A 22581-nucleotide genomic window follows, 5' to 3' on the forward strand; every position below is an offset into this window, starting at 1 on the left:
TGTACTCGGGCGCCGGCAGCGCCTTGCGGTCGAGCTTGCCCGATGTGGTCAACGGCATCTCGTCGAGCACCACGATGTGCTGCGGCACCATGTAATCGGGCAGCCACGCGCTCAGGCGGTTCCGGACGGCGCCGATCTTCGTGCTGCTGTGCGGTTCGTTGGCGTGCACGCCGGTGTGCGCGAGCGGCCGGTACAGGTCGGTCAGCGGGCTGTCACCCGGACTGACGAAGACGGCGTCGACGCTGCCCGGTGCGGCACCCCAGGTGACGGCGACCTGATATCCCGCCTGTTCGCCGACGCGGTGCAGTTCTTCCGTTGTGGCCTCGGGGATTTCGGTGTCCGCGGGGATCCCAGCGAGCTCCTGTTCCAGCCGGACGTCGATGCGCACGCCCGCGCGGGGGATGTCGGTGATGCGGATGGCCTCGGGCCGCAGGTCGGCCAGCCGGTGCTGCAGGCCGGCCAGGTCGGCGCAGTCGTCCCACGTCCAGGTCGGGATGTCGGCCACCGACCGGCCGGACGCGGGCGCCTTGTGGATGGTGACGTCGTACCGGTAGCGGTTGAGTTCGTTGTCCGCGGTACCGCGCTTGATCCGAATGGCCAGTCCGACAGCGGATTCCCGCCGCGCGGCCCAGGTCGTGAAGTACTCGGGCGCCAGGAGCAGCTCGGCCTCACCGAGCACGGCATGCTCGACACGCTGCCGGAGCACGGCGGCATCGGTGCCGGCGTTCTCGCTGCGGGCCAGCACGATGGCGGTCTGGAAAGTGTGCTGCAGACTGTGATTACGGATGTCGCCGAGGAACAGGGTGCCGCCGGGCGCCAGCAGCTCGACGGCCTTGTCGATGACCTCGGTCAGGTATGCCGCATTGGGGAAGTACTGGACCACCGAGTTCACGATGATGGTGTCGAAATGGCCGCGGGGCAGCCCATCGGTGACGTGCGCCGGTCGTGCCATGAACTCGACGCGGTCACGCCACGGAATGTCCAACTCGCGCAACGACCGCGCCAGCTTGTCCACCGCCGCCGATGACACGTCGGTCGCGACGTACTGCTCGCAGTGCGGTGCGATCTGGGACAGGATCAGGCCGGAACCGGCACCGATCTCGAGGACGCGCCGCGGCCGCAGCTCCATGATCCGGTCGATCGTGGCGGCCCGCCACTGCTCCATCTCGGCCAGCGGAATCGGCTCGCCGGTGTAGCTGCTGTTCCAGCCCCGGAAGTCCGAACCGAACTCGGGCGCTTCACCTTCCGCGTCGTCGGCGGCGTAAAGCTCGTCGTAGATGTCCTGCCACTCCCCGACGATCTCCGCGTCGTGTTCGGTGTCGCGGGTGCCGTCGGTGGCATGTTCGAACGTGATGTAGCCGACGAGTTGGGCGCCGCCGGTGCCGTGGTGCACGGTGGCGGCCGCCTGGCTGACCTGCGGGCAGGCCAGCAGCGCGCTCTCGATCTCACCGAGTTCGATGCGCTGGCCGCGCAGCTTGATCTGGGTGTCGGCCCGGCCCAGGTAGTCCAGCGTGCCGTCGGCGTTCCAGCGCGCCAGGTCGCCGGTCCGGTACATCCGGCTGCCGGAATCATCTTGACGGCCATGCGGATTGGCGACGAACCGCTCGGCGGTCAGCGTCGGACGGCCCACATAGCCGAGCGCGACGGCGGGGCCGGCCAGGTACAGCTCACCCGTCACGCCCGGCGGTACGGGGTTGAGCTGCGCGTCGAGCACCAGGGTCCGGGTACCCGCGATGGGCGTCCCGATGTTCACCGGCCGCCCCGGCGTCAGCGGCGTGCCGGTGGCCCAGATGGTGGATTCGCTGGGTCCGTACGCGTTGAACATGCGGCGCCCGGGTGCCCACGCCTGCACCAGTTCTTCGGGGCAGGCCTCACCGCCGGTGATCAGTGTGGTCAGTCCGTCGAGCCGCGCCCGATCCAGCGATGCCACCACCGTCGGGGTCAGCAGCGTCGCGCTGACCCGGTGTTGTTGCATCAGGTCGACGAGCGCCTCACCGGCGTACACGTCCCGCGGCGCCACCACCAACGCGGCGGCCGCGCCGGTCGCCATCAGCATCTCGAACAGCGACGCGTCGAAGGTCGGGGCGGCGACCATCAGCACGCGCGCGTCGGCCGTCAGGCGGTACGAGTCGTGTTGTGCCGCAGCGGCACCCAGCAGACCGGCATGGCTGACCGCGACGCCCTTGGGCTCGCCCGTCGAGCCCGACGTGAAGATGACGTAGGCGGTGTTGTCGACCGTCAGCGGCGCCGAGCGCTCGGCGTCGGTGACCGGTTCGGCGCTGTGGTCCGACAAGTCGGTATCCGCCCGGAGTACCGGACGTGATCCCGCGCCACCGATCTGGTCGGTGTCCCGGGTGAGTACGCACGTGGCGGCAACCGAATCCAGCACCGTGGCAATGCGTTCGACGGGATGGGTGCGGTCCACCGGCACGTACACGCCGCCGGCCTTGAGCACCGCCCACCATGCCACCACCAGTTCGGCGCACCGGTCCATCGCGACACCCACGGCGCGTTCGGGACCGACGCCGCCCGCGATCAGCAGGCGCGCCAATCGATTCGAGGCTTCGTCGAGCTCGCGATACGTCAGACTGTGGGCTCCGTCGATGACGGCGACTGCATCCGGATCGGCCGCGACGGCCGCGGCCAGGAGCTCGGGCCCGAGGCCGATCGGTGCCCGTACGCCGGCACCCGACCAGCGCCGCAACTCGTCCTGCTCGGCCGCGTCGAGGAGGTTGATGGACAACAGCTTTCGCGCCGGGTCCGCGGTCATCGCCACCAGCAGCCGGCTGAGCCTGCCGATCAGCGCATCGATACCGGCGGCGCTGAACACCTCGGTGTCGTATTCGATGTGCAGCCCGAGTTCATCGCCCGGGAACGCCTCGACGGTCAGCGGGTAGTGGTTGAACTCGCGGTTCGCGAACTCGGCGATGGCGAGGTCGTCGACCCCGACAGACATGCCGGCCTCGACCGGGTAGTTCTCGTACACGAACAGCGTGTCGAACAGCTGGTCGTGGCCGGCGACGCGGTGAATCTCGCCCAGCGCCAGGTGCTGGTGGTCGAGGGTGTCGTTGTGCGCGGTCTGCAGCTGGTCGAGCAGGCCGGTGACGGTGGTGCCCGCGGTTAGGTTGGCGCGCACCGGCACAGTGTTGATCAGCAGGCCCACCATCGATTCGGTGTCGCCCACATCGAGCTGGCCGAGCCGCGACCGCGCGGTTCCGAACGCCACGTCGTGCTTGCCGGTCAAGGACGTCAGCAGCACGGCCCACGCACCTTGCAGCACGGTGCTGACGGTGGTCTGGCAGGAGCGCGCCAGCTCGCCGAGGGCGCGCGTGGTCTCCGCCGGAACCTGGAACGACGCAAAGCCGCGCTGGCCGCGACCCAGGCGGTCCTGAAGCCGGTCCTGCGGGCCCACCAGCGTCGGTGTCTCGAAGCCCGCGAGCACCGCACCCCACGCCGCGCGCGCCGCATCGAGATCGCGGTCGGCGAGCCAGGTGATGAACTTCCGGTACGACGCCGCGGGCGGCAACCGGTGCCCGGCGTAACCGGCGAAGATTTCCCGCAACAGGATCGGCAGCGACCAGCCGTCGAGCACGATGTGGTGATTGGTCAGCACGAACCGGTGCCGGTCCGGAGCGATGCGGATCAGCAGCGCCCGGAACGGCGGCTCACCGGCGAGGTCGCCGACCGCGATACGTTCGGCGGCGCACAGCCGCTGAATCTCGTCTTCGTCGAGCACGCCCGTCGCGCCGAAATCGACGAATCGCCAGGCGATTTCGGGCTCGGCCAGGATCACCTGCACCGGATCGTCGAACTGCTGGCAGAAGGTGGCCGCCAGGTGGGGATGCCGGTTGACGGTGCGTTGCACGGCGTCGCGGAGCCGCTGCGGGTCCAGCGCGCCGGTCAGTGTGAAGTCCAGCTGCACCGAGTACATCTCGGCCGCGACGTCGGCCCGCTCGTGCGCGGTGCTGCTGTGGAACAGCAGACCCTGCTGCAACGGCGTCAGCGGCAGGATGTCGGCGACCCGGTATTGCTGCTGCAGCTGGTCGATCTGCTGCTGCCCCAGGTGCGCCGGCGCGATGTCCGACGGCGTCAATCCGCCGCCACCCGCCCGGACGTGTGCGCAGATGCCGGCCAGCGCCTCGAACCACAACCGGCTCAACCGGTTCAGCTGGGCGTCGTCGAGAACCGAGGTCGCCCAGGTCCAGTCGGCCTGCAGTTGCGGTCCGGCGTCGGTGTCGACGGTGCCGGCGTTGAGTTCCACGGTGTGGAACAGCGGTAGCGGGGCTGCGGCGCCGGCCGGGGACAGCTCTTCGCGGCCCAGCCGCCACAGCTCCTCGACGCCGGCGATCTGCGGAAAGCCCAGGCGGCCGAGATAGTTGAACCCGAGGCTCGGCTCCGCGCCGTCGAGATCGACATCGTCGTTCAGGTACCGCAGCAGGCCGTAGGTCAGGCCCGCGGGCTGCGCGCGCAACTGTTCCTTGGCCGCCTTGACGGCGGCGCCGAGCGCCTCATCGCCCGAGGCGATCTGCGACCAGGACAGCTCCCCCAGCGCCAGTGACACCGGGTATTTGGCGGTGAACCAGCCGACGGTGCGCGAGAGATCCACGCCGTCGGCGATGTCTTCGTCGCGCCCGTGGCTCTCGACGTCGATACCGACGGGAGTGCCGCCGGTGCCCAGGAATTCCGTGACCGCAAGGGCGAACCCGATGAGCAGGATGTCCTGCACGCCGGCGTGAAATGCCGCCGGTACCTCGCCGAGGAGTGCCCGGGTGTGCTCGGCGTCGAGCGTCGCGGACAGCCGGCCCGCGGTGACGTAGGTGTCCACGGCGGGGTCCGCGGCCGGCAGCGCCGCCGGTACCGCCGCCACCTGTTGCCAGGCCGCCGCCTGCGCCCGCACCTGTGGATCGTGCGCGTACTCGGTGAGCAGCGTGGCCCACCGCTGGAACGAGGTGCCCGTCGTCGTCAGCTCCACCGGCTGGCCGCCGCGATGCTGCGCCCACGCAATGTTCAGGTCTTCCAACAGAATTCGCCATGACACGCCGTCAACCGCGAGGTGATGGATGATCAGGACCAGCTGCCGGCTGGGGGCGACCCACACGGCGCTGACCACCACCGCGGCGCTCGGGTCCAGCCGCCGCCGCGCCGCCGCCACGGCGGCCTCTGACAGCTCGTCGACCTCCACGATGCAGTCGCGGGCGTCGACGGATGCGGCTTCGGGTACCGACAGGGCCCCGTCGGCGCCGACCCGCAGCCGCAGCATGGCGTGCCGGTTCATCAAGGCCTGCAACAACATCACCGCGTCGGCGCCGGTGGCGCCGGGCGGCGCCTGCAACACGAGGGTCTGGTTGAACTCGCCGGCACCGGCCGGCGCGTCCAGACTCGAGAACCACCGGATGATGGGCGTGGCCGGCACCGGTCCGATGCCCTCGTCGACGACGTCGTCCACATCGTCGGTCACGGTCACCGTCTGCGCCAGGCGCGCCACCGTCTGCTCGACGAACACGTCACGCGGGCGGCACGCCAGGCCGGCGGCGCGGGCGCGCGCCGCCACCTGCATCGCGAGGATGCTGTCGCCGCCCAGCTCGAAGAACGAGTCGTCGACGCTGACGGCCGCCGGCTCCAGCCCGAGGGTCTCCGCATAGATGGCGGCCAGGATCTCTTCGACAGGGCTGTCCGGCGCGCGGTAGTCGTCGCCCGTGTACTCCGGGGCTGGCAGGGCGCGGGTATCGAGCTTGCCGCTCGTGGTGAGCGGCAGTTCGGCCAGCGCCACCACCGCGGCGGGAACGAGGTACGCCGACAGGCGCTCGGCGAGGGCGGCCCGCACCTCGACCGGGTCGACGGCGCCGGTGACGTAGCCGACGAGGCGCTTGTCGCCGGGGCGGTCCTCCCGGACGATCACCGCTGCCTGCACGACGCCGTCGAGTGCGGCCAAAGCTGTTTGGACTTCGCCCAATTCGATGCGGTAGCCGCGGACCTTGACCTGAGCGTCGGCGCGTCCCACGTACCGCAGCTGGCCGTCGTCGCCCCAGTACACCAGGTCTCCGGTGCGGTACATCCGCTCGCCCGGCTTGCCGAACGGGCATGGCACGAAACGTGATCCGGTCAATGCGGTCCGGTGCAGATAGCCGACGCCCACACCGGCACCGGCGACATACAGTTCGCCGACGACGCCGGGCTGCACCGGCCGCATCCAGCCGTCCAGCACGAACAGTGCCGTGCCACTCGGCGGCGCACCGATGGGTGCCGCGCCGCCACCTGCCGCCAGCGGTGCACTGATCGCCGCATAGATCGTCGTCTCGGTCGGGCCGTAGCCGTTGACCATCGTGCGGCCCGGTGCCCATTGCTCGACCACCTCGGCCGGGCACGCCTCGCCGCCCATCACCAGCGCGCACGACTCCAGGCCCGCCATGTCCAACATGCCGATGGCAGAAGGGGTTTGCGTGAGAACGGTGACTTCTTCGGCGATCAGGAAGTCATGGAACTCGGCGGGATCGGCGGACACCGACTCGGGTACCACCACCAGGCGGCCACCGCGCAGCAGCGCGGAGAAGATCTCCCACACCGAGAAATCGAAGGCGTACGAATGCCAGTGCGACCACGCCTGCTCGGACGGCAGGCCGGCATCCTGCGCGGCGATCAGCTGCGTCAGGTTCTGATGGGCAATCGCAACACCTTTCGGTGTCCCGGTCGTGCCCGAGGTGTAGATGACGTAGGCGATGTCGTCGGGCTCCGGCCCGGCCGCGGCGGGCCAGTCGTCGGGCCCGTCGAACGGCTCCCGCACATCGATGACGACGCCGTCGAAACCGTCGAAGCGGTCGGCCAGGGCCGCCGTGGTGACAGCCGCGAACGGTGCGGAGTCGACCAGCATGAAGGCGATTCGCGAGTCCGGCAGTGCCGGGTCGATCGGCAGGTAGGCCGCGCCGGACTTGAGCACGCCCAGGATCGTCACGATGGCCTCGGACGACCGCGGCAGCATCACCGCGACGCGGCGCCCCGGGCCCGTACCGCGGTCGGCGAGCAGTTGCGCCACCCGGTTCGACGCGCGGTCCAGCTCGCGGTAGGTGAGCGGCCGACCGTCGCCACTGAGCGCCACCGCCTCCGGCACGCGGGCCACCTGTTCGGCGAACAGCGCCGGGATGGACAGCGGCGGGGCCGCTTCGGCGGCCAGCGTCGCCCAGTTGCCGAGTTCCGCCAGCCGGTCCTCAGCCGGCGCACCGAGCACCGGCAACGCCGACAGGCGTTGTGCCGGATCGGCCGTCATCGCGGTCAGCACACGGTCCAGCTGGTCCGCCAGTTCCGCGACGTCGAGCTGCCGGGTACCGAACGTCGTGACGGACAGCTCGTCACCGGTACCCGAGAACGCCAGCCCGGAGCCCCGACCGAGACCGGAGATCAGTTGCGCGGCCGCGGTGGCCTCGCCCAGCGGCACGGTGAACCCCGACGGCAGAAAGTCCACCACGATCCGGTCGGCGCCCGACCCGTACCTCTTGCGTTCCAGCGCCTGGACCGGGAATCGCTGATGGCGCACCGCTTCTCGGGTGCGGCTGTGCACATGCGCGCAGAATTCGGCGACCGTGGCGTCAGGGGAAACCTGCAGCACCAGTGGCACCACCCCGGCGACCATGCCGGGCAACGTCTTCGAGACCTGCAGTACGCGCCGGGTCACCGGCAGGTCGAGCACCACCTCGTGCCCTTCGGCGGCCCGGCCCCGCAGCACCAGGGCACACGCGGCGATGAGCACCGTGGACCGGCGCACATCCCAGGCCTCACACAGTCGTTCGACCTGCGCCAGCAGCGCGGGGGCGAGCTGGATCGGGTCCGACGAGCCGTCCTCGGCGGCCGCGGCGTCATCGGGCGACAGCTCGCGCGTCGGCTCTGCCGGCAGGTTCGCCAGCCAGTACGCCTCGTCCTCGGCGTAGTCCGCGGAGGCTTCGTACGCCTCTTCGGACTCCAGCAGATCCCGCAGCGAACTGAAGTAGGACGGCTGAATCGCTTTGCCCGCAACGGATTCCGAGTAGACTGCGGCGATGCGCTGCAGGACCAGGGCCAGGCCGATGCCGTCGGCGACGATGTGGTGGCAGCACGCGAAGAAGTAGGACTCGTCGGCGCCGGCCCGGAAGTAGGCGAAGCGCAGCAGTGGGCCGTCGAGCGGCATGGGGGTGCGCTGCAGCGCCGAGGCGGTCGCGCGCGCCGCGGCCATCCGCTGGTCGGCATTCGTCAGGTCGTGAAGGACGACCTCGATATCGGCGACGTCGAGCAACCGCTGCCGCACCTGGCCGTCGGACTCGGCGAACGTCGCCCGCACCGGCTCGGCCTCGCCGACGACGTGGCGGATCGACCGCTCGAAGACATCGAAGTCAACCGGCCCGTCAATCTTCACGAAGATGCCGAGTTGCCACTCCGCGGCCGATTGACCCGTTTCCTGCGCGAGCCAGATGTCCAACTGCCCACGCGTGACAGGCAACGACGAATCGCCGAGATCCATCCCGAACACTGAAATGACGAACTACCCCTGAACTAACGAAGGCTCAGCGCGGCTGCCCAACCGACAGTCGGTCACGCAAGCTCTTGGGCCGGATGTCGGTCCATTCCCGCTCGATGTACTCCAGGCACGAGGCCCGGTCGGCTTCGCCGTGCACCACTCGCCAACCCTCGGGAACGTCCGCGAACGTGGGCCACAGGCTGTGCTGCTCCTCGTCGTTGACCAACACAAAAAAGGTGCCATTGTCGTCATCGAACGGGTTGGTGCTCATGGTGCTCCCCAAAAGAATTGACGCTCAAGATAATTGGGGCTTCCGATCCTCCGGTTGGCCCGTGCGCGAATGCTACATGCCCACACTGTGTTCCCACACACGTGTTTGCCAACGGGCCGCCGCGGCGCGATCGACGCGAAATCCCCAAGGAAACAACAACTTTGGCGCAATTCTTTGCCGGATGCCGATACCGGTACGGACTTCCCAGTACACGCCCCGCACGCGCCGCGTCAGCTCGTTAGCCAAATCTGCGGAAACGGTAATTTGGCAGGGAAAATGGGTGACGGGGCCAGACCGAATGCGGTTTCGGCGGGGAGTGAGTTGAACCGGGGCGGGTGAGCTTGCCGGGCCGCGCGTCAGACCACCGCGAGCCGGGCGTCAGACCACCGCGGCCGAGCCGGGCGTCAGACCACCGCGGCCGAGCCGCGCGTCAGACCATCGCGCGGCGGCCGGCCAGGGCCCGGCCCAGCGTCAGCTCGTCGGCGAACTCGAGGTCGCCACCCATCGGCAGACCCGACGCGATGCGCGTCACCGTCAGCCCCGGAATGTCGCGCAGCATGCGGACCAGGTACGTCGCCGTGGCCTCGCCCTCGGTGTTGGGGTCGGTCGCGATGATCACCTCGACGATGTCCACGCCGTCGACCCGCTGCCCAATCCTGTTGAGCAGCTCGCGAATTCGCAGCTGTTCCGGCCCGACGCCGGACAGCGGATCCAGCGCGCCGCCCAGCACGTGGTAGCGCCCGCGGAATTCGCGGGTGCGCTCCACCGCCTGGACGTCCTTGGGCTCCTCGACGACACACACCAGGGAGCCGTCGCGGCGCGGATCGCTGCAGATGCGGCACCGATCGTCGTCGGACACATTGCCGCACACCGCACAGAACTTGACGCCGTCACGCACCCGGTTCAGCACCGCGGTCAGCCGGTCGATGTCCGGCGGCTCCACCGACAGCAGGTGGAACGCGATGCGCTGGGCACTCTTCGGCCCGATCCCCGGCAGCTTGCCGAGTTCGTCGATCAAATCCTGTACGGGTCCTTCAAACACATCAGAACCCGGGCAGGCCCATGCCCTGCATGCCGCCGGCCAGCGGGCCGAGGCGCTGCTGCGCCATCAGCGTCACCTGCTCGGAGGCGTCGCCCAGGGCACCCACGATGAGGTCCTGCAGCGTCTCGATGTCGTCGGGATCGACGACCTTCGGGTCAATGGTGAGCGCGGTGATCTCACCACTGCCCATCATGGTGACCTTGACCAGACCGCCACCGGCCTGACCGGTCACCGACGAGGTGGCCAGGGACTCCTGCGCCGCCATGAGCTGCTGCTGCATCTGCTGCGCCTGAGCGAGCAGCGCGGACATATCGGGCTGGCCACCGGGTTGCATGACGGTCCCCTCGAGTTTCGATGATCGGGTGTGCGCGCCAGCCTAGTCGCCCGACGGATCACCGGGCGACCGACTGGCCGCGAAAAGAATCTCCGTGCGCCGAAGAGCTAGCCTTCGACAACCTTCTTCAGGTTGCCCAGCACCTCGTCCTGGATCTTGCGCAGGCCCAGCGGGGCGAAGGTCTTCTCGAAGAAGCCGCCGATACCGCCGGCACCCTGCCACGCCGTCTTGACGGTGACGGTCGAGCCGGTGCCCGCCGGGGCGACGGTCCACGTGGTCACCATCGACGAGTTGGCGTCCTTCTCGATGACGCTCTTGCCTGCGACGTCGACGGTGGCCTTGACCTCACGCGAGCGCTTCTTGGTGGCCTGCAGCTTCCAGGTGGCGAGGGTGCCGGCGCCCTGTCCGCCTTCGAGCACCTGGTAGCCGCTGTAGTTCGACGAGAGGATCTTCGGGCGCACCGTCTGGTAGTCGGCGACTGCTGCCAGCACCTTCTCCGGTTCGGCGAGAATCAACACGGTGCTGGACGCACTGACCTGTCCCATCAGGTAAAACTCCTGTTCATACGGCTTCCCTTGCGGTCGCGAGGACCGCGATCTCGGTCTAGCGTATATGTGTGACTGCTGTCACGAGCGATGCGACGGCCGCCCACGAGGCGGCCGTTCAGCGACTGCTGGACAGCTATCGCGCCATCCCGCGGGGGGCGACGGTGCGGCTGGCGAAACCGACGTCGAACCTGTTCCGGGCGCGTGCGCGCACCAAGACCAAGGGGCTCGACGTCTCGGGGCTGAACGGCGTGCTGGCCGTCGACACCGAGAATCGCACCGCGGACGTGCAGGGCATGTGCACCTACGAGACGCTGGTCGCCGCGACGCTGCCGTTCGGCCTGGCGCCGCTTGTCGTGCCGCAGCTCAAGACCATCACCCTCGGGGGCGCGGTCACCGGGCTGGGCATCGAGTCGACGTCGTTCCGCAACGGCCTGCCGCACGAGTCCGTGCAGGAACTCGACATTCTCACCGGGGCCGGGGAACTGATCCGGGCATCACCGCACACCCACTCCGACCTGTTCTACGCCTTCCCGAATTCCTATGGGACGCTGGGCTATTCGGTACGGTTGCGCATCGAGCTCGAGCCCGTGCGCCCGTTCGTGAAGCTGCGGCACCTGCGTTTCCACCGGGTGGCCGATCTGGTGGACGAGCTGCAGCGCATCCTCGACACCGGCGGCCACGACGGTGTGCCGGTGGACTACCTCGACGGCGTCGTGTTCGGGCCCGACGAAAGCTACCTGTGCCTCGGCATGAAGACCGGGACCGACGGCCCGGTGAGCGACTACACCGGTCAGCGCATCTTCTACCGCTCCATCCAGCACGACTCCGGCGAGCGGCACGACCGGCTCACCACGCAGGACTATCTCTGGCGCTGGGACACCGACTGGTTCTGGTGTTCGGCGGCCTTCGGCGCGCAACGCCCACTCATCCGGCGGTTGTGGCCCCGCCGGTACCGACGAAGCAGCGTCTACTGGAAGCTCGTCGGCCTCGATCAGCGCTTCCGGATCGCCGACCGGATCGAGCGCCGCAGCCTCCTGGCCCCGGAAAAGCCGTTGCGCGAGCGGGTGGTGCAGGACGTCGAGGTGCCGGTCGAGCGCGTCGTCGACTTTCTCGAGTGGTTCCTGGCACGTGTGCCCATCACCCCGATCTGGTTGTGTCCCTTGCGGTTACGCGATGACACCCGCTGGCCGCTGTATCCCATCCAGCCCCACCGCAACTACGTCAACGTCGGGTTCTGGTCATCGGTCCCGGCCGGACAGGTGGCCGGTGAGACGAACCGCCTGATCGAGGACAAGGTCGACGAATGCGGCGGCCACAAGTCCCTGTACTCCGAGTCGTTCTATTCGCGTGAGGAATTCGACCGGCGCTACGGCGGCGCGGAGTACCAGAAGGTCAAAGACGTTTACGACCCCGAATCGCGGCTACTAGGTCTCTATGCGAAGGCGGTACAACGGCAATGACGACAACTGACGATCGAGGGACGACCGACGGCAAGCTCACGCTGGCCGAGGTCCTGGAGAGCTTCTCGAGTGGTCGGCTGCCCCTCAAATTCGAGGCGTACGACGGCAGTTCGGCCGGCCCCGAGGACGCCGAGCTGGGGCTGAGCCTGCTCACCCCGCGCGGCACCACCTATCTGGCGACCGCACCCGGCGATCTGGGCCTGGCCCGGGCCTACGTCGCAGGCGATCTCGCTGCGCTCGGCGTCCATCCGGGCGACCCCTACGAACTGCTCAAGGCGCTGGCCGACAAGGTGGAATTCAAGCGTCCGCCGATCCGGGTGCTGGCGAACATCGTGCGGTCCATCGGATTCGAACACCTGCTGCCGATCGCCCCGCCCCCGCAGGAGGCGCTGCCGAGATGGCGCCGGATGGCAGAAGGACTGCGGCACAGCCGAATCCGGGATGCCGAGGCCATCCATCACCACTACGACGTCTCCAACGCGTTCTACGAACGGGTGCTCGGGCCGTCGATGACGTACACCTGCGCCTGCTACCCGCGGCCCGACGCCACGCTCGAGGAAGCCCAGGAGAACAAGTACCGGCTGGTGTTCGACAAGCTGCGCCTGCAGCCCGGCGACCGGCTGCTCGACGTCGGCTGCGGGTGGGGCGGCATGGTCCGGTACGCCGCCCGGCACGGTGTGCAGGCCACCGGTGTCACGCTGTCGGCGGAGCAGGCCGGCTGGGCGCAGCGCGCCATCGCCGACGAAGGCCTGGCCGACCTCGCCCGCGTCGTGCACGGCGACTACCGCGATGTGCGGGAAGGAAATTTCGACGCGGTGTCCTCGATCGGTCTGACCGAGCACATCGGTGTCGCCAACTACCCGGCCTACTTCCGGTTCCTACGCGACCGGCTGCGCCCCGGCGGACTGCTGCTCAACCACTGCATCACCCGGCCGCACAACCGCGCCGGGAACATCGGCGGGTTCATCGACCGCTACGTCTTCCCCGACGGAGAGCTGACCGGCTCGGGGCGGATCATCGCCACCGCCCAGGATGTCGGGCTGGAGGTGCTGCACGAGGAGAACCTGCGCCCGCACTACGCCCTGACGCTGCGCGACTGGTGCGCCAACCTGGTGCGGAACTGGGACGAAGCGGTCGCCGAGGTCGGCCTGGCCACGGCCAAGGTCTGGGGCATGTACATGGCCGGTTCCCGCGTGGGATTCGAGACCAATGTCGTTCAGCTGCACCAGGTTCTGGCCGTCAAACTCGACGAGCACGGGGCCAACGGCGGGCTGCCGCTGCGGCCCTGGTGGACGCCCTGATCACTCCCCGATGGGGCGGGCGCCCAACTCGCTCTTGAGCAGTTCCAGCGCCACCTCTTCGGGGTCGCGGCGGGGCACGTCCGTGCCGCGGTCGTTGGCGGCGTCGGCCAGCATGTCCTCTTCTTCGGCCCGCTCCACGGCGGCCTGCTGCTCAGGGGTCGGGGCCGCCGGTCTCGGGGCTGCCGCCGCGGGCGCGGAACCGGCCGACGGGCCCCCGGCCGCACCCGCAGGTGCCGCACCGGCGTCGCACCGCACCCGCCAGTTCACCCCGAGCGCATCCTTGAGCGCCTCGCGGATGACGTCGGCGTTGTGCTGCTCGCTGAGGCGCCTCGCCAGCGGCGGGGCCGGGTGCGCCAACACCAGGGTGTCCGCCTCGATACCGCGGACCGTCGCCTCCATGAGCATGGCTTCCAGCGAGCGGCTGCGCATGCGGACCTTCTCGCGCACCGTCGTCCACATGGCGCGCACGGCGGCGGCATCGGGCTCGCCGGGTGTCGCGGCGGCCGGCTGCACGGGCGCCGCCACTGCGGGTGCGGCAGCCGGCGGGGCGACGGGTTCAGGTGATGTTTCACGTTGAACCGGCGCCGGTTCGGGCGCCGGACGCGGCTCGGGCCGCGGCGCCGGAGGTGCGGGTGGCGGCGTCGGCTCCGGTTCGGGTGCCGAAACCGATTGCGGGGCTTGACTTCTCCGCGTGAACTGCCGATTTCCTGCCGAACCCGACGGAGCCGGCGGAGCGCTCGGGGCGCTCGGGGCCTCCGCGAACGACTCGGCGGCCGGTGCCGGGGCCGGGGCCGGAGCCGGGGCGGGACGCGGGGCAGCAACGGCCCCGCCCTCAGAAGCCGGGATCGACACGTTCATCCGGGTCTCGATGCGCTCGATGCGTTGCAGCAGCGCGGCTTCGGTGTCACTGGCCGACGGCAGCAGCAGCCGGGCGCACACCACTTCGAGCAGCAGCCGCGGTGCCGTCGCGCCGCGCATCTCCCCGAGCCCGGCGTGCATCACCTCGGCGTACCGCGTCAGCGTCGCGGTGCCGATCTGCGCGGCCTGGTCCCGCATGCGCTCCATGACGTCGTCCGGCGCGTCGACCACACCGCGGGCCGCGGCGTCCGGAACCACCTGCAGGACAATCAGATCCCGGAAGCGCTCCAGCAGGTCGGTGCCGAACCGGCGTGGGTCGTGCCCGGCGTCGATCACCGACTCCACGGCCCCGAAGAGCGCCGCGCCGTCGCCGGCGGCCAGCGCGTCGACGGCGCGGTCGATCAGCGCGAGGTCGGTGGCGCCCAGCAGCGACAGCGCCCGCTGGTACACGACGCGGTTCTGCTCGGCCCCGGCCAGCAGCTGGTCGAGCACCGACAACGTGTCACGCGGCGAGCCGCCACCGGCCCGGATGACCAACGGATACACCGCATCGTCGACCTGCACGTCTTCTTGCGCGCAAATCTTCTCGAGCAGGCCGCGCATGGTCTTCGGCGGCAGCAGCCGGAACGGGTAGTGATGGGTACGCGACCGGATGGTCGGCAGCACCTTCTCCGGCTCCGTGGTGGCGAACACGAAGATCAGGTGCTCCGGCGGCTCCTCGACGATCTTGAGCAGCGCGTTGAAACCGGCATTGGTCACCATGTGGGCTTCGTCGATGATGAAGATGCGGTACCGCGACTGCGCCGGCGCGTAGAACGCCCGGTCACGGAGTTCGCGGGTGTCGTCGACACCACCGTGGCTGGCGGCGTCGAGTTCGACGACGTCGATGTTGCCCGGCCCGTTGGGCGCCAGCGCCACGCACGAATGGCATTCGCCGCACGGATTGGCCGTCGGCCCCTGCTCGCAGTTCAGCGAGCGGGCCAGGATGCGTGCCGACGACGTCTTGCCGCAGCCGCGTGGCCCGGAGAACAGGTAGGCGTGGTTGATGCGGCCCGATTCCAGCGCGTTGCACAGCGGCTCGGTGACATGCTCCTGCCCGACTACCTCAGCGAAACTTGCCGGTCGGTACTTGCGGTAAAGAGCCACGGGAGAAGGCTACCGAGCGGGTCCGACTCGTGCTCTGGTGGATTCGCCATTCCACGAAGCTGACGTGGTGGCGGAAAATCAGGCCGCAAATCGCCGTGCAGTCAGGCTCGGCGAACGCGACCACCACGACTCGATTGACCCTGCATCTACGCACCCCGCTACTCGCACAACTGCGCCCTCAGTACAGAGTCAGCGTGGGGACGGCAGTGACACCCGTTGATCCTGACGCCACGGCGCACCGCTCTCGCACGAATGCGCCCTGGGTACAGGGTCAACGCATACAGCGCGCGGCAGGACCTCAGCCCTTCAGCAGCGCCTCGGTCGCGGCCAGCAGCGCGCACGTCGCCAGGCCGTCGATGGCGAGGCGCAGGTCCGGCAGCGGCGGGAACGAAGGCGCGATCCGGATGTTCTTGTCGTCCGGGTCCTTCTTGTACGGGAACGACGCGCCTGCCGCCGTCACCGCGATGCCGGCGTCCTTGGCCAGCGCCACGGTCCGCTTCGCGGTGCCCGGCCACACGTCGAGGCTGACGAAGTAGCCGCCCTTGGGGTCGGTCCACGACGCGATCTTCGACGCACTGAGCCGGTCGTCGAGAATCTCCGCGACCGCCGCGAACTTGGGCGCCATCAGCGCCTGGTGCCGCTGCATGTGCAGCCGCACGCCGTCGGCGTCACCGAAGAACCGGACGTGCCGCAGCTGGTTGACCTTGTCCGGGCCGATGGTCTTCTTCTCGGCGTGCTGCAGGTACCAGGCGATGTTGCCCAGCGAGCCGCCGAAGAAGCTGACGCCGGCGCCGGCGAAGGTGATCTTGGACGTCGAGGCGAAGACGTACGGCCGGTTCGGGTTGCCCGCGGTGGCGGCCAGGCCGACGACGTCGACGTTCTGGACCGACTCGTGCGTCAGCGTGTGCACGGCGTAGGCGTTGTCCCAGAACAGCCGGAAGTCCGGTGCCGCCGTCTGCATCTGCACCAGCCGGCGAGTGGCCTCCCACGAGTAGGTGACGCCGGTCGGGTTCCCGAAGACCGGCACGCACCACATGCCCTTGATCGCCGGGTCGGCGGCGACCAGCTCCTCGATGAGGTCCACGTCGGGGCCGTCCTCGAGCATCGGGACCGGGATCATCTCGATGCCGAAGCTCTCGGTGATCGCGAAGTGCCGGTCGTAGCCGGGCGACGGACACAGGAACTTCAGGGCGGGTTCTTGCACCCAGGGGCGCGGCGAATCGACGCCGCCGTGCAGCAGCGAGAACACGATGACGTCGTGCATCAACTCGAGGCTGGCGTTGTTGCCGGCGATCAGGTTCTGCACGGGCAGGCCGAGCAGTTCACCGAAGATGGCCCGCAGCTCGGGCAGGCCGTGCAGACCGCCGTAGTTGCGGGTATCGGTGCCGTTGCCGTCCAGGTAGGAACCGGGGGTGTCTCCCGGCAGGCTCAGCATGGCGTTCGACAGGTCGAGCTGTTCTGCCGACGGCTTGCCGCGAGTCAGGTCGAGGGCCAGGTTGCGGGCCTGCAGTTCGGCGTAATTGCGCTGTTGCAGATCGTGCTGGGCCTGCAATTCGTCACGGCCGAGGGACAGAAACGACACGGCGCGCCTCTCGCATCAGATCGCGAAAACATAGGGGACCCCGCGCACCCGCCAGAGCCCGTTGACCCTTGCTGCCTTCCGGCCCTGGGGGAGTTCACAGGATGGACGCCGCGCGGGGTCCGGCCACGAGTGTAGTACCCACCCAGTGGCACACGAGTAGGGCGTCGGATCCGGGTCGGGTACCCTTGTCGACGGAGGATTCGCCTAGTGGCCTATGGCGCTCGCCTGGAACGCGGGTTGGGTTAACAGCCCTCAGGGGTTCAAATCCCCTATCCTCCGCACTCGGTCCGGGGTGCGACCAGCTGATCAGCCGGTCGCACCCCGGCCCACTATCAGAGCGAAAAACCCTCGAGGAGCAGTATGCGGCGGCCGGTAGCGATCATTTGGCACGCGTCGTTCCTCATCCTCGCCGGGCTGCTGTACTTCTTCTTCGCGCTGCCCCGGTGGAACGAGCTGACCGGCGACTGGTCGCACACCCTCGGCACCGCGATGCGCATCGTCTGCGGTCTGATCGTCGCGTTGTCGGCGCTGCCGGTCCTGTTCACCCGCCAGCGCACCGCCCTGCCGGAGTACGGCACCCCGCAGCTGGCGCTGACCTTGCGGACCTGGTCGATCGTCCTGCACATCGTCGCGGGCGTCTTGATCATCGGCGCCGCGATCAGCGAGATCTGGTTGACCCTGGATCAGGCCGGCACCTGGTTGTTCGGCATCTACGGCGGCGCGGCCGGCCTGGCTCTGCTCGCCGCCCTGGCGTTCTACCTGGCCTTCGTCGCCGAGTTGCCGCCTCCGCCGCCGGCGCCGCTGAAGGTCAACGACGGCAAGCGCCGCGGCCGCCGCAAGGCCGACAAGGGCGCCGATGAGGCCCCGGCCGTCGCCGCTGAAGTCGCGGAAGCCGGCGATGAGAGCGAGACTGACACCGAAGCCGAGGCCGAAGAAGAGGCCACGGACAAGGCCGACGACGACGCGGCCGAGACCACCGAAACCGGCGAGGCCGGTAACACCGAGGCCGCCGAAACCGATGAAGCGGCCAAGACGTCAGGCGAAGAGACCGCCGACACCAACGAGGACGAGGCTGAAGAAACGGCCACTGATGACGCCCCCGCCGGTAAGCTGCGCAACCGCCGCTCCGGCAAAGGTTCCGGGTTGTTCGGGCGCGGAGCCTAAGGGCCCAGTCACAGGGCCATCACCTCGCAGTCCGGAGGACAGCACATGGGCGGGTTCCGCTTCTGCCGTCGGCTCGGCACCGCGGCCGCCGCGGCAGCCGTTGCCGTGGCCACCATCAGCCTCGCACCCGTCACCCACGCCGACCCGTCCCCGGCCGCAGCCGCCGTCGAACCCGCGACCGCGCGCGTCGACACCGTCATCAACTACCAGCACGCCATCGGTGCCGGTACCGGCTTCGTCCTGGACTCGGGCGGCGCCCTGCTGACCAACTTCCACGTCGTACAGGGCGCCGACAAGGTGACCGCAACCATCGGTGGGCGGCCATACCGCGCCGACCTGGTCGGCTACGACCGGCATCGCGACATCGCGGTGCTGCAGCTGCGCGGCGCGGCCGATCTGCCGGTCGCCCCGCTGGGCGACTCGTCGGCGGTGGCCGTCGGCGACGAGGTCGTCGCACTGGGCAACGCCGACGGCAGCGGCAACTCACTGACCCACGAGGCCGGTCACGTCATCGGGCTGAACCGCACCATCACCGCCAAGGACGAGTTGACGGGCAGTTCCGAGCAGGTGACGGGCCTGATCCAGTTCGCGGCCCCGGTCCGCGCCGGCGATTCAGGTGGCCCGCTGGTCTCGGCCGACGGCCGGGTGGTCGGGATGACGGTCGCGGCGACGCTGAACTTCCACATGGGCCCGGGCGGCGAGGGCTTCGCGATCCCGATCAACGAGGCGCTGACGACGGCCGCGCAGATCCGGGCCGGCGCGGCGTCGAACAACATCCACATCGGGCAGCCCACGCTGCTCGGCGTCGGCGTCGGCGGCACCGACGAGCACTCGCAGCTGCCCGGTGTGCTCATCCGCGACGTGATCAGCGGCGGCCCCGCGCAAATCGCCGGGATGGTCCCGGGCGACGTGCTGGTGAGCATCGACGCCGTCACGGTGAGCTCGGCGAGTGCGCTCACCAGCGTGCTGGACCGGCACTACCCCGGCGACGTCGTCGAGCTGTTCTGGATCGACCGCGCGGGCCAGCAGCACACCGCCAAGGCCGTGCTGACGTCCTGACACGTAACTTTCTGGCAAAAAAATCTACTAGTCCGTCAAAGTAGCTGGATACCGGCACTAAGCGGGTACCACACGTGATGGCTATTTGCCACGGCCCCTTGACGTGCCGAAATGCGGTTTTGCCGGCTGACGAAGCCCTTGGCGGGGACACCGTCGCGAGTTAGATTGGCGACACATTCACCTGCAAATGAGCCTTCGGTCACAGCTGTTCACGCGGCGGTTACCCGGTCAAAGGGAGTAGCCCAGTGGTCCACCTCTACGTGGAGGCGTACACAGCGATATGGGCTGTGGTGACCCTGGCGACGTATCTCCTCGGCCGCCGATTCAGCAACGACGAGCGACCCGACCACCAGCTCCTCACGAGCGTGCTGGCCGGAGCCATGTGGCCCGTCGTCGTGGTCGGACTCGTGGAGGCGTTCACCGTCGCATTGATGTCCGGCAGCCACGCGTGGCGCGATCCGGCGCCAGTGGAGCCGGCCTGCGTCGCTCCCGTCGCGCCACTGCCGTAGTACTCAGGCCGCTGTACTCACGCCACCCCGCGCAGGTGGGACGCCGACGCCCCGATGGTCGCCTCGTCCCCACCGATCATGGTGCGCAGCAGGGCTTTCTGCTCGCGTAACCCGCGGTCTGCCGCGCGGTCCGAACCGCCCGGCAGGACCAGCGCCGCGATGCTGCGCACGCCGTTGACGGGGATGCGCAGCACCGGATACCACGGCGGCATATAGGACGGCAGCCCCAGCGTGCGCATCACCCGCGGGCCCAGGAAGGCCGTCGTGACCGACAGGTGCTGCGCCCACGCCAGCCGCCGGCGGAGGCCCGTCGCACCGCGGTAATGCCAGCTCAGCGGGTCACGCGCCATCGGGACCGACAGCTGTTTGGTGGTCTCGTCGGAGACCGCCAAGGCGGTGGACGTGTGATAGAGGATGCGGACGCTGTCCCGGAAGGACCGTGGCAGCCACTCGTCCTGCACGCCCATCAACCAGCCGACGTAGCGCGTGAGGTGCGCGATGGCGCTCAACTCGGCGGGTGTGGCCACGATGCCCATGGCCAGGCCACCGAGAACCGGCGCGATCAGGGCGCCCACCAACGTGGCCGCCATATCGGTCTGATTGACCGGCAGGCCCCACTGCTCGGCGCGCCAGTCCGGCATCGCCTGCACATGCCGTCGCACCATGGCGTGTACGAAGCGGACGCGGATGGTGGACCGGTATCCGGAACCGAACTTCTCCAGCCCGCCGGCGTCGATCACGTCGAGCGCCCACTGCATGGTTTCGGCGAACCGCTGGTTGGAGCCCTTTTCCAGGGCGCCGGTGCGCAGCAGGGTCTGGTTGAAACCGGAGAACTGGTAGCCGCCCAGCAGCGCGACGTCCCGGGCGATGTACATGCCGTCGGCGCCACCCCGGCGCAACGTGCGCTGTCCGATCCGCAGCGCTTCAGGGTCGACCCAGTCCGGGGTCGCCTCGACCGCCTCGAAGAACCGGCGTAGCGGCTCCGGCGCCTCCGGAACGGTGGCGATGCCGTCGGCGAGCGCACGGTCGAACAGCGGCCGCAACTGCTTCGTGCCCTGCTCCGACATCCAGGCGACCAGGGCGTCCATGGGTTCGTCGCCCACATTGAGGCGTTCGCCCAGCCGCTGCCACTGCGTGGCGTCGGGCTTCCCGATGGCCAGCATGGTGGCGAACGAACCGATCGCCGCAGGTACCGGTTGCGGCCGGTCGGGATGACGTGCCGGGATCGGCAGGGACATCGCGCGTACTCCTTGTCACCGTTGACAACGTATGTAGTCAAAACTAGGCGGTACCCGGGGTCTCGTCAATGGCAAATGGGGCACGAGCGCATAGGCTGGCCCTCATGTGGCGGGGAGAACAGTCCAAGCATCAGCGTCGGAACACAGTGGCAGCCGCGATCGCGGCGCTCGGGATCGGCGTCACCCTCGGCGGGGCACCGGTCGCGGCAGCGGCCGACGCACCCGACCAGGTGGCGATGACGGCCATCGACGACATCGCCGCGGGCAACTACGCCGCCGTCACCGCGCGGTTCGATCCGGAGCTGCAGAAACGGTTGTCCCCCAAGGCATTGCAGCAGGTGTGGGACGGCTACCAGCGCACGTTCGGGGCGTACCAGTCGCACGGCGGCCCCGAGGACACCGCGCGCGGCGACCTCACCGTGGTGAACGTCCCGCTGCAGATGGACCGCATGCCCGGCCAGTTCCGGGTGAAGATCCACCCCGATGGCACCATCGCGGGCGTGTACTTCCTGCGCGAAGGTGTGCCGGTCCCCTAACCGTCACGCCCGCCGGGGGTCGATCAGCGTGACTCCCACCGGGCTGGCGGCGCCGAACTCCGGCAGCAGGCGCGCGCCTTCGGCGAGCCCCACCACCCGCTCGACCAACGCCTGCGGGCGCAGCTTGCCCGCCGCGACCTGGTCGAGCATCTCGGGGTAGTCCGCGCTGGCCATGCCATGCGACCCCAAAACATCCAATTCCCAAGCGATTACACGATCCATGGGTACCTGCGGATGCCCGTCGACGTTGGGCAGCAGGCCCACCTGTACATGGCGTCCCTGCCGGCGCAGGCTGTGGATCGCATCGGCGCACGTCCCCGCGGTGCCCACCGCGTCGACCGCGACATGGCTACCGCCGCCGGTGATCTCGTGCACCGCGGGCGCCACCTCGGCGCCGTTGGCGAGGACGGTCTCGGCGGCACCGAGGCTGCGCGCGAGTTCCAGTGCCGCCGGGGTGCGGTCGACGGCGATGACGTTGGCACCGGCCGCGGCCGCCACCTGGACGGCGCTGAGGCCCACACCCCCGACACCGATCACCGTGACCCACTCGCCGGGCTTGACGTCGGCACGGGCCCGCAGCGCGCGGTAGGCGGTGGCGAAGCGGCAACCCAGCGCGGCCGCCGCGGCGTCGTCGATATCTTCTGACACCGCAACGAGATTCGTGTCCGCCGCGTGCAGCGCCACGTACTCACCGAACGAGCCCCAGTGGGTGAAACCCGGCTGGGTCTGGTCCGGGCACACCTGCGCCTGACCGCCGGCACACCATTCGCAGGTGCCGCACCCGCACACGAACGGTGTGGTGACGCGGTCACCGACCCGCCAGCGCCGGACGTCGGCGCCGACCGCGACCACTTCTCCGACCAGTTCATGTCCGGGCACATGCGGGAGGGCGACGCCGTCGTCGTGCCCGGCCCAGGCGTGCCAGTCGCTGCGGCACAACCCGGTTGCGTGCACCTGCACCACAACGCCGCCGGGCGACGGCGTCGGGTCGGCCAGCGACCGGACGTCCACCGGGCCACCGAACTGCTCGAAGATCACCGCGCGCATCAGG

General features: G+C 69.3%; 15 protein-coding genes, 1 tRNA gene and 1 other RNA gene (1 of these 17 running past the window's edge). 7 read left to right on the plus strand and 10 right to left on the minus strand.

The genetic code is table 11. The annotated features are described in order from the left end of the window. The 5 genes from VXD91_RS15775 to VXD91_RS15795 form a co-directional block, all read right to left on the minus strand. A protein-coding gene (locus VXD91_RS15775) for a non-ribosomal peptide synthase/polyketide synthase (RefSeq protein WP_346415851.1) crosses the window boundary here: on the minus strand, positions 1–8485 show its 5' portion. Its footprint begins 22451 nt before the window's first position; 8485 of the gene's 30936 nt are visible here — the first part of the coding sequence; its start codon is at positions 8483–8485; the stop codon falls past the left edge of the window. 43 nt (positions 8486–8528) lie between these two features. Next, a complete protein-coding gene (locus VXD91_RS15780) occupies positions 8529–8753 on the minus strand; it encodes an MbtH family protein (RefSeq protein ID WP_318983915.1) in 225 nt (74 codons plus the stop codon). A 430-nt stretch (positions 8754–9183) separates the two neighbouring features. After that, positions 9184–9795: a recombination mediator RecR gene (recR, locus tag VXD91_RS15785; protein WP_029105128.1), complete on the minus strand. Its 612-nt coding sequence runs from the start codon at positions 9793–9795 to the stop codon at positions 9184–9186. A 1-nt stretch (position 9796) separates the two neighbouring features. Further along, complete coding sequence (locus tag VXD91_RS15790) at positions 9797–10129, minus strand: YbaB/EbfC family nucleoid-associated protein (RefSeq protein WP_029105129.1); 333 nt, start codon at positions 10127–10129, stop codon at positions 9797–9799. 107 nt (positions 10130–10236) lie between these two features. After that, entirely contained in the window at positions 10237–10674 is a 438-nt protein-coding gene (locus VXD91_RS15795) for an SRPBCC family protein (protein ID WP_346415852.1), read from the minus strand. Positions 10675–10745: 71 nt separating this feature from the next. Between VXD91_RS15795 and VXD91_RS15800 the strand changes: the two genes are divergently transcribed. Beyond that, positions 10746–12137 (plus strand): FAD-binding oxidoreductase, encoded by a 1392-nt coding sequence (locus tag VXD91_RS15800; RefSeq protein WP_346415853.1) that lies wholly within the window; start codon positions 10746–10748, stop codon positions 12135–12137. After that, positions 12134–13438 carry a class I SAM-dependent methyltransferase gene (locus VXD91_RS15805; protein ID WP_346415854.1) on the plus strand — a complete coding sequence of 435 codons (1305 nt, stop codon included), beginning with the start codon at positions 12134–12136 and terminating at the stop codon, positions 13436–13438. The genes VXD91_RS15800 and VXD91_RS15805 overlap by 4 nt, the downstream gene beginning before the upstream one ends. Here the strand turns inward: VXD91_RS15805 and VXD91_RS15810 are convergent, their stop codons facing one another. From VXD91_RS15810 to ffs, 3 genes are all read right to left on the minus strand, one after another. Continuing rightward, a complete protein-coding gene (locus VXD91_RS15810; protein ID WP_346415855.1) occupies positions 13439–15442 on the minus strand; it encodes a DNA polymerase III subunits gamma/tau in 2004 nt (667 codons plus the stop codon). Between the two features lie 298 nt (positions 15443–15740). Then, the gene (locus VXD91_RS15815) at positions 15741–17024 is read right to left on the minus strand and encodes an aminotransferase class I/II-fold pyridoxal phosphate-dependent enzyme (protein ID WP_346415856.1); all 1284 of its coding nucleotides are present in this window, start codon (positions 17022–17024) and stop codon (positions 15741–15743) included. A 28-nt stretch (positions 17025–17052) separates the two neighbouring features. Continuing rightward, an RNA gene (ffs, locus tag VXD91_RS15820) (signal recognition particle sRNA small type) lies at positions 17053–17149 on the minus strand. Between the two features lie 68 nt (positions 17150–17217). On the opposite strand from ffs, the gene VXD91_RS15825 reads away from it, so the two are divergent. The 4 genes from VXD91_RS15825 to VXD91_RS15840 all read left to right on the plus strand — a co-directional run bounded on the left by VXD91_RS15825 (position 17218) and on the right by VXD91_RS15840 (position 19756). Beyond that, positions 17218–17303: transfer RNA gene (locus tag VXD91_RS15825), tRNA-Ser, on the plus strand. An 81-nt stretch (positions 17304–17384) separates the two neighbouring features. After that, the gene (locus VXD91_RS15830) at positions 17385–18188 is read left to right on the plus strand and encodes a hypothetical protein (RefSeq protein WP_346415857.1); all 804 of its coding nucleotides are present in this window, start codon (positions 17385–17387) and stop codon (positions 18186–18188) included. 45 nt (positions 18189–18233) lie between these two features. Further along, on the plus strand, positions 18234–19247 hold the full coding sequence (locus tag VXD91_RS15835) for a trypsin-like peptidase domain-containing protein (protein WP_346415858.1): 1014 nt from the start codon (positions 18234–18236) through the stop codon (positions 19245–19247). A gap of 245 nt (positions 19248–19492) precedes the next feature. After that, positions 19493–19756: a hypothetical protein gene (locus VXD91_RS15840; protein WP_346415859.1), complete on the plus strand. Its 264-nt coding sequence runs from the start codon at positions 19493–19495 to the stop codon at positions 19754–19756. Between the two features lie 17 nt (positions 19757–19773). On the opposite strand, the gene VXD91_RS15845 is transcribed toward VXD91_RS15840, so the two are convergent. Further along, positions 19774–20994, minus strand: coding sequence for an oxygenase MpaB family protein (locus tag VXD91_RS15845; protein ID WP_346415860.1), 1221 nt, complete (start codon positions 20992–20994; stop codon positions 19774–19776). Between the two features lie 146 nt (positions 20995–21140). On the opposite strand from VXD91_RS15845, the gene VXD91_RS15850 reads away from it, so the two are divergent. Next, positions 21141–21530 carry a DUF3887 domain-containing protein gene (locus VXD91_RS15850; RefSeq protein ID WP_212813575.1) on the plus strand — a complete coding sequence of 130 codons (390 nt, stop codon included), beginning with the start codon at positions 21141–21143 and terminating at the stop codon, positions 21528–21530. Positions 21531–21533: 3 nt separating this feature from the next. Here VXD91_RS15850 and VXD91_RS15855 read toward each other — a convergent pair whose 3' ends face one another. Then, positions 21534–22577, minus strand: coding sequence for an alcohol dehydrogenase catalytic domain-containing protein (locus VXD91_RS15855; protein WP_346415861.1), 1044 nt, complete (start codon positions 22575–22577; stop codon positions 21534–21536). Positions 22578–22581 lie beyond the last annotated feature (4 nt).

Origin of the sequence: Mycobacterium sp. SM3041 (assembly GCF_039668335.1) — a bacterium.
GTDB lineage: Bacteria > Actinomycetota > Actinomycetes > Mycobacteriales > Mycobacteriaceae > Mycobacterium.

Excerpts from the sequence above, each read along its gene's own strand:
- VXD91_RS15780 (WP_318983915.1), bottom strand. The coding sequence starts at position 8,753 with ATGAGCACCAACCCGTTCGATGACGACAATGGCACCTTTTTTGTGTTG.
- VXD91_RS15790 (WP_029105129.1), bottom strand. The coding sequence starts at position 10,129 with ATGCAACCCGGTGGCCAGCCCGATATGTCCGCGCTGCTCGCTCAGGCG.
- VXD91_RS15795 (WP_346415852.1), bottom strand. The coding sequence starts at position 10,674 with ATGGGACAGGTCAGTGCGTCCAGCACCGTGTTGATTCTCGCCGAACCG.
- VXD91_RS15805 (WP_346415854.1), top strand. The coding sequence starts at position 12,134 with ATGACGACAACTGACGATCGAGGGACGACCGACGGCAAGCTCACGCTG.
- VXD91_RS15830 (WP_346415857.1), top strand. The coding sequence starts at position 17,385 with ATGCGGCGGCCGGTAGCGATCATTTGGCACGCGTCGTTCCTCATCCTC.
- VXD91_RS15835 (WP_346415858.1), top strand. The coding sequence starts at position 18,234 with ATGGGCGGGTTCCGCTTCTGCCGTCGGCTCGGCACCGCGGCCGCCGCG.
- VXD91_RS15845 (WP_346415860.1), bottom strand. The coding sequence starts at position 20,994 with ATGTCCCTGCCGATCCCGGCACGTCATCCCGACCGGCCGCAACCGGTA.
- VXD91_RS15855 (WP_346415861.1), bottom strand. The coding sequence starts at position 22,577 with ATGCGCGCGGTGATCTTCGAGCAGTTCGGTGGCCCGGTGGACGTCCGG.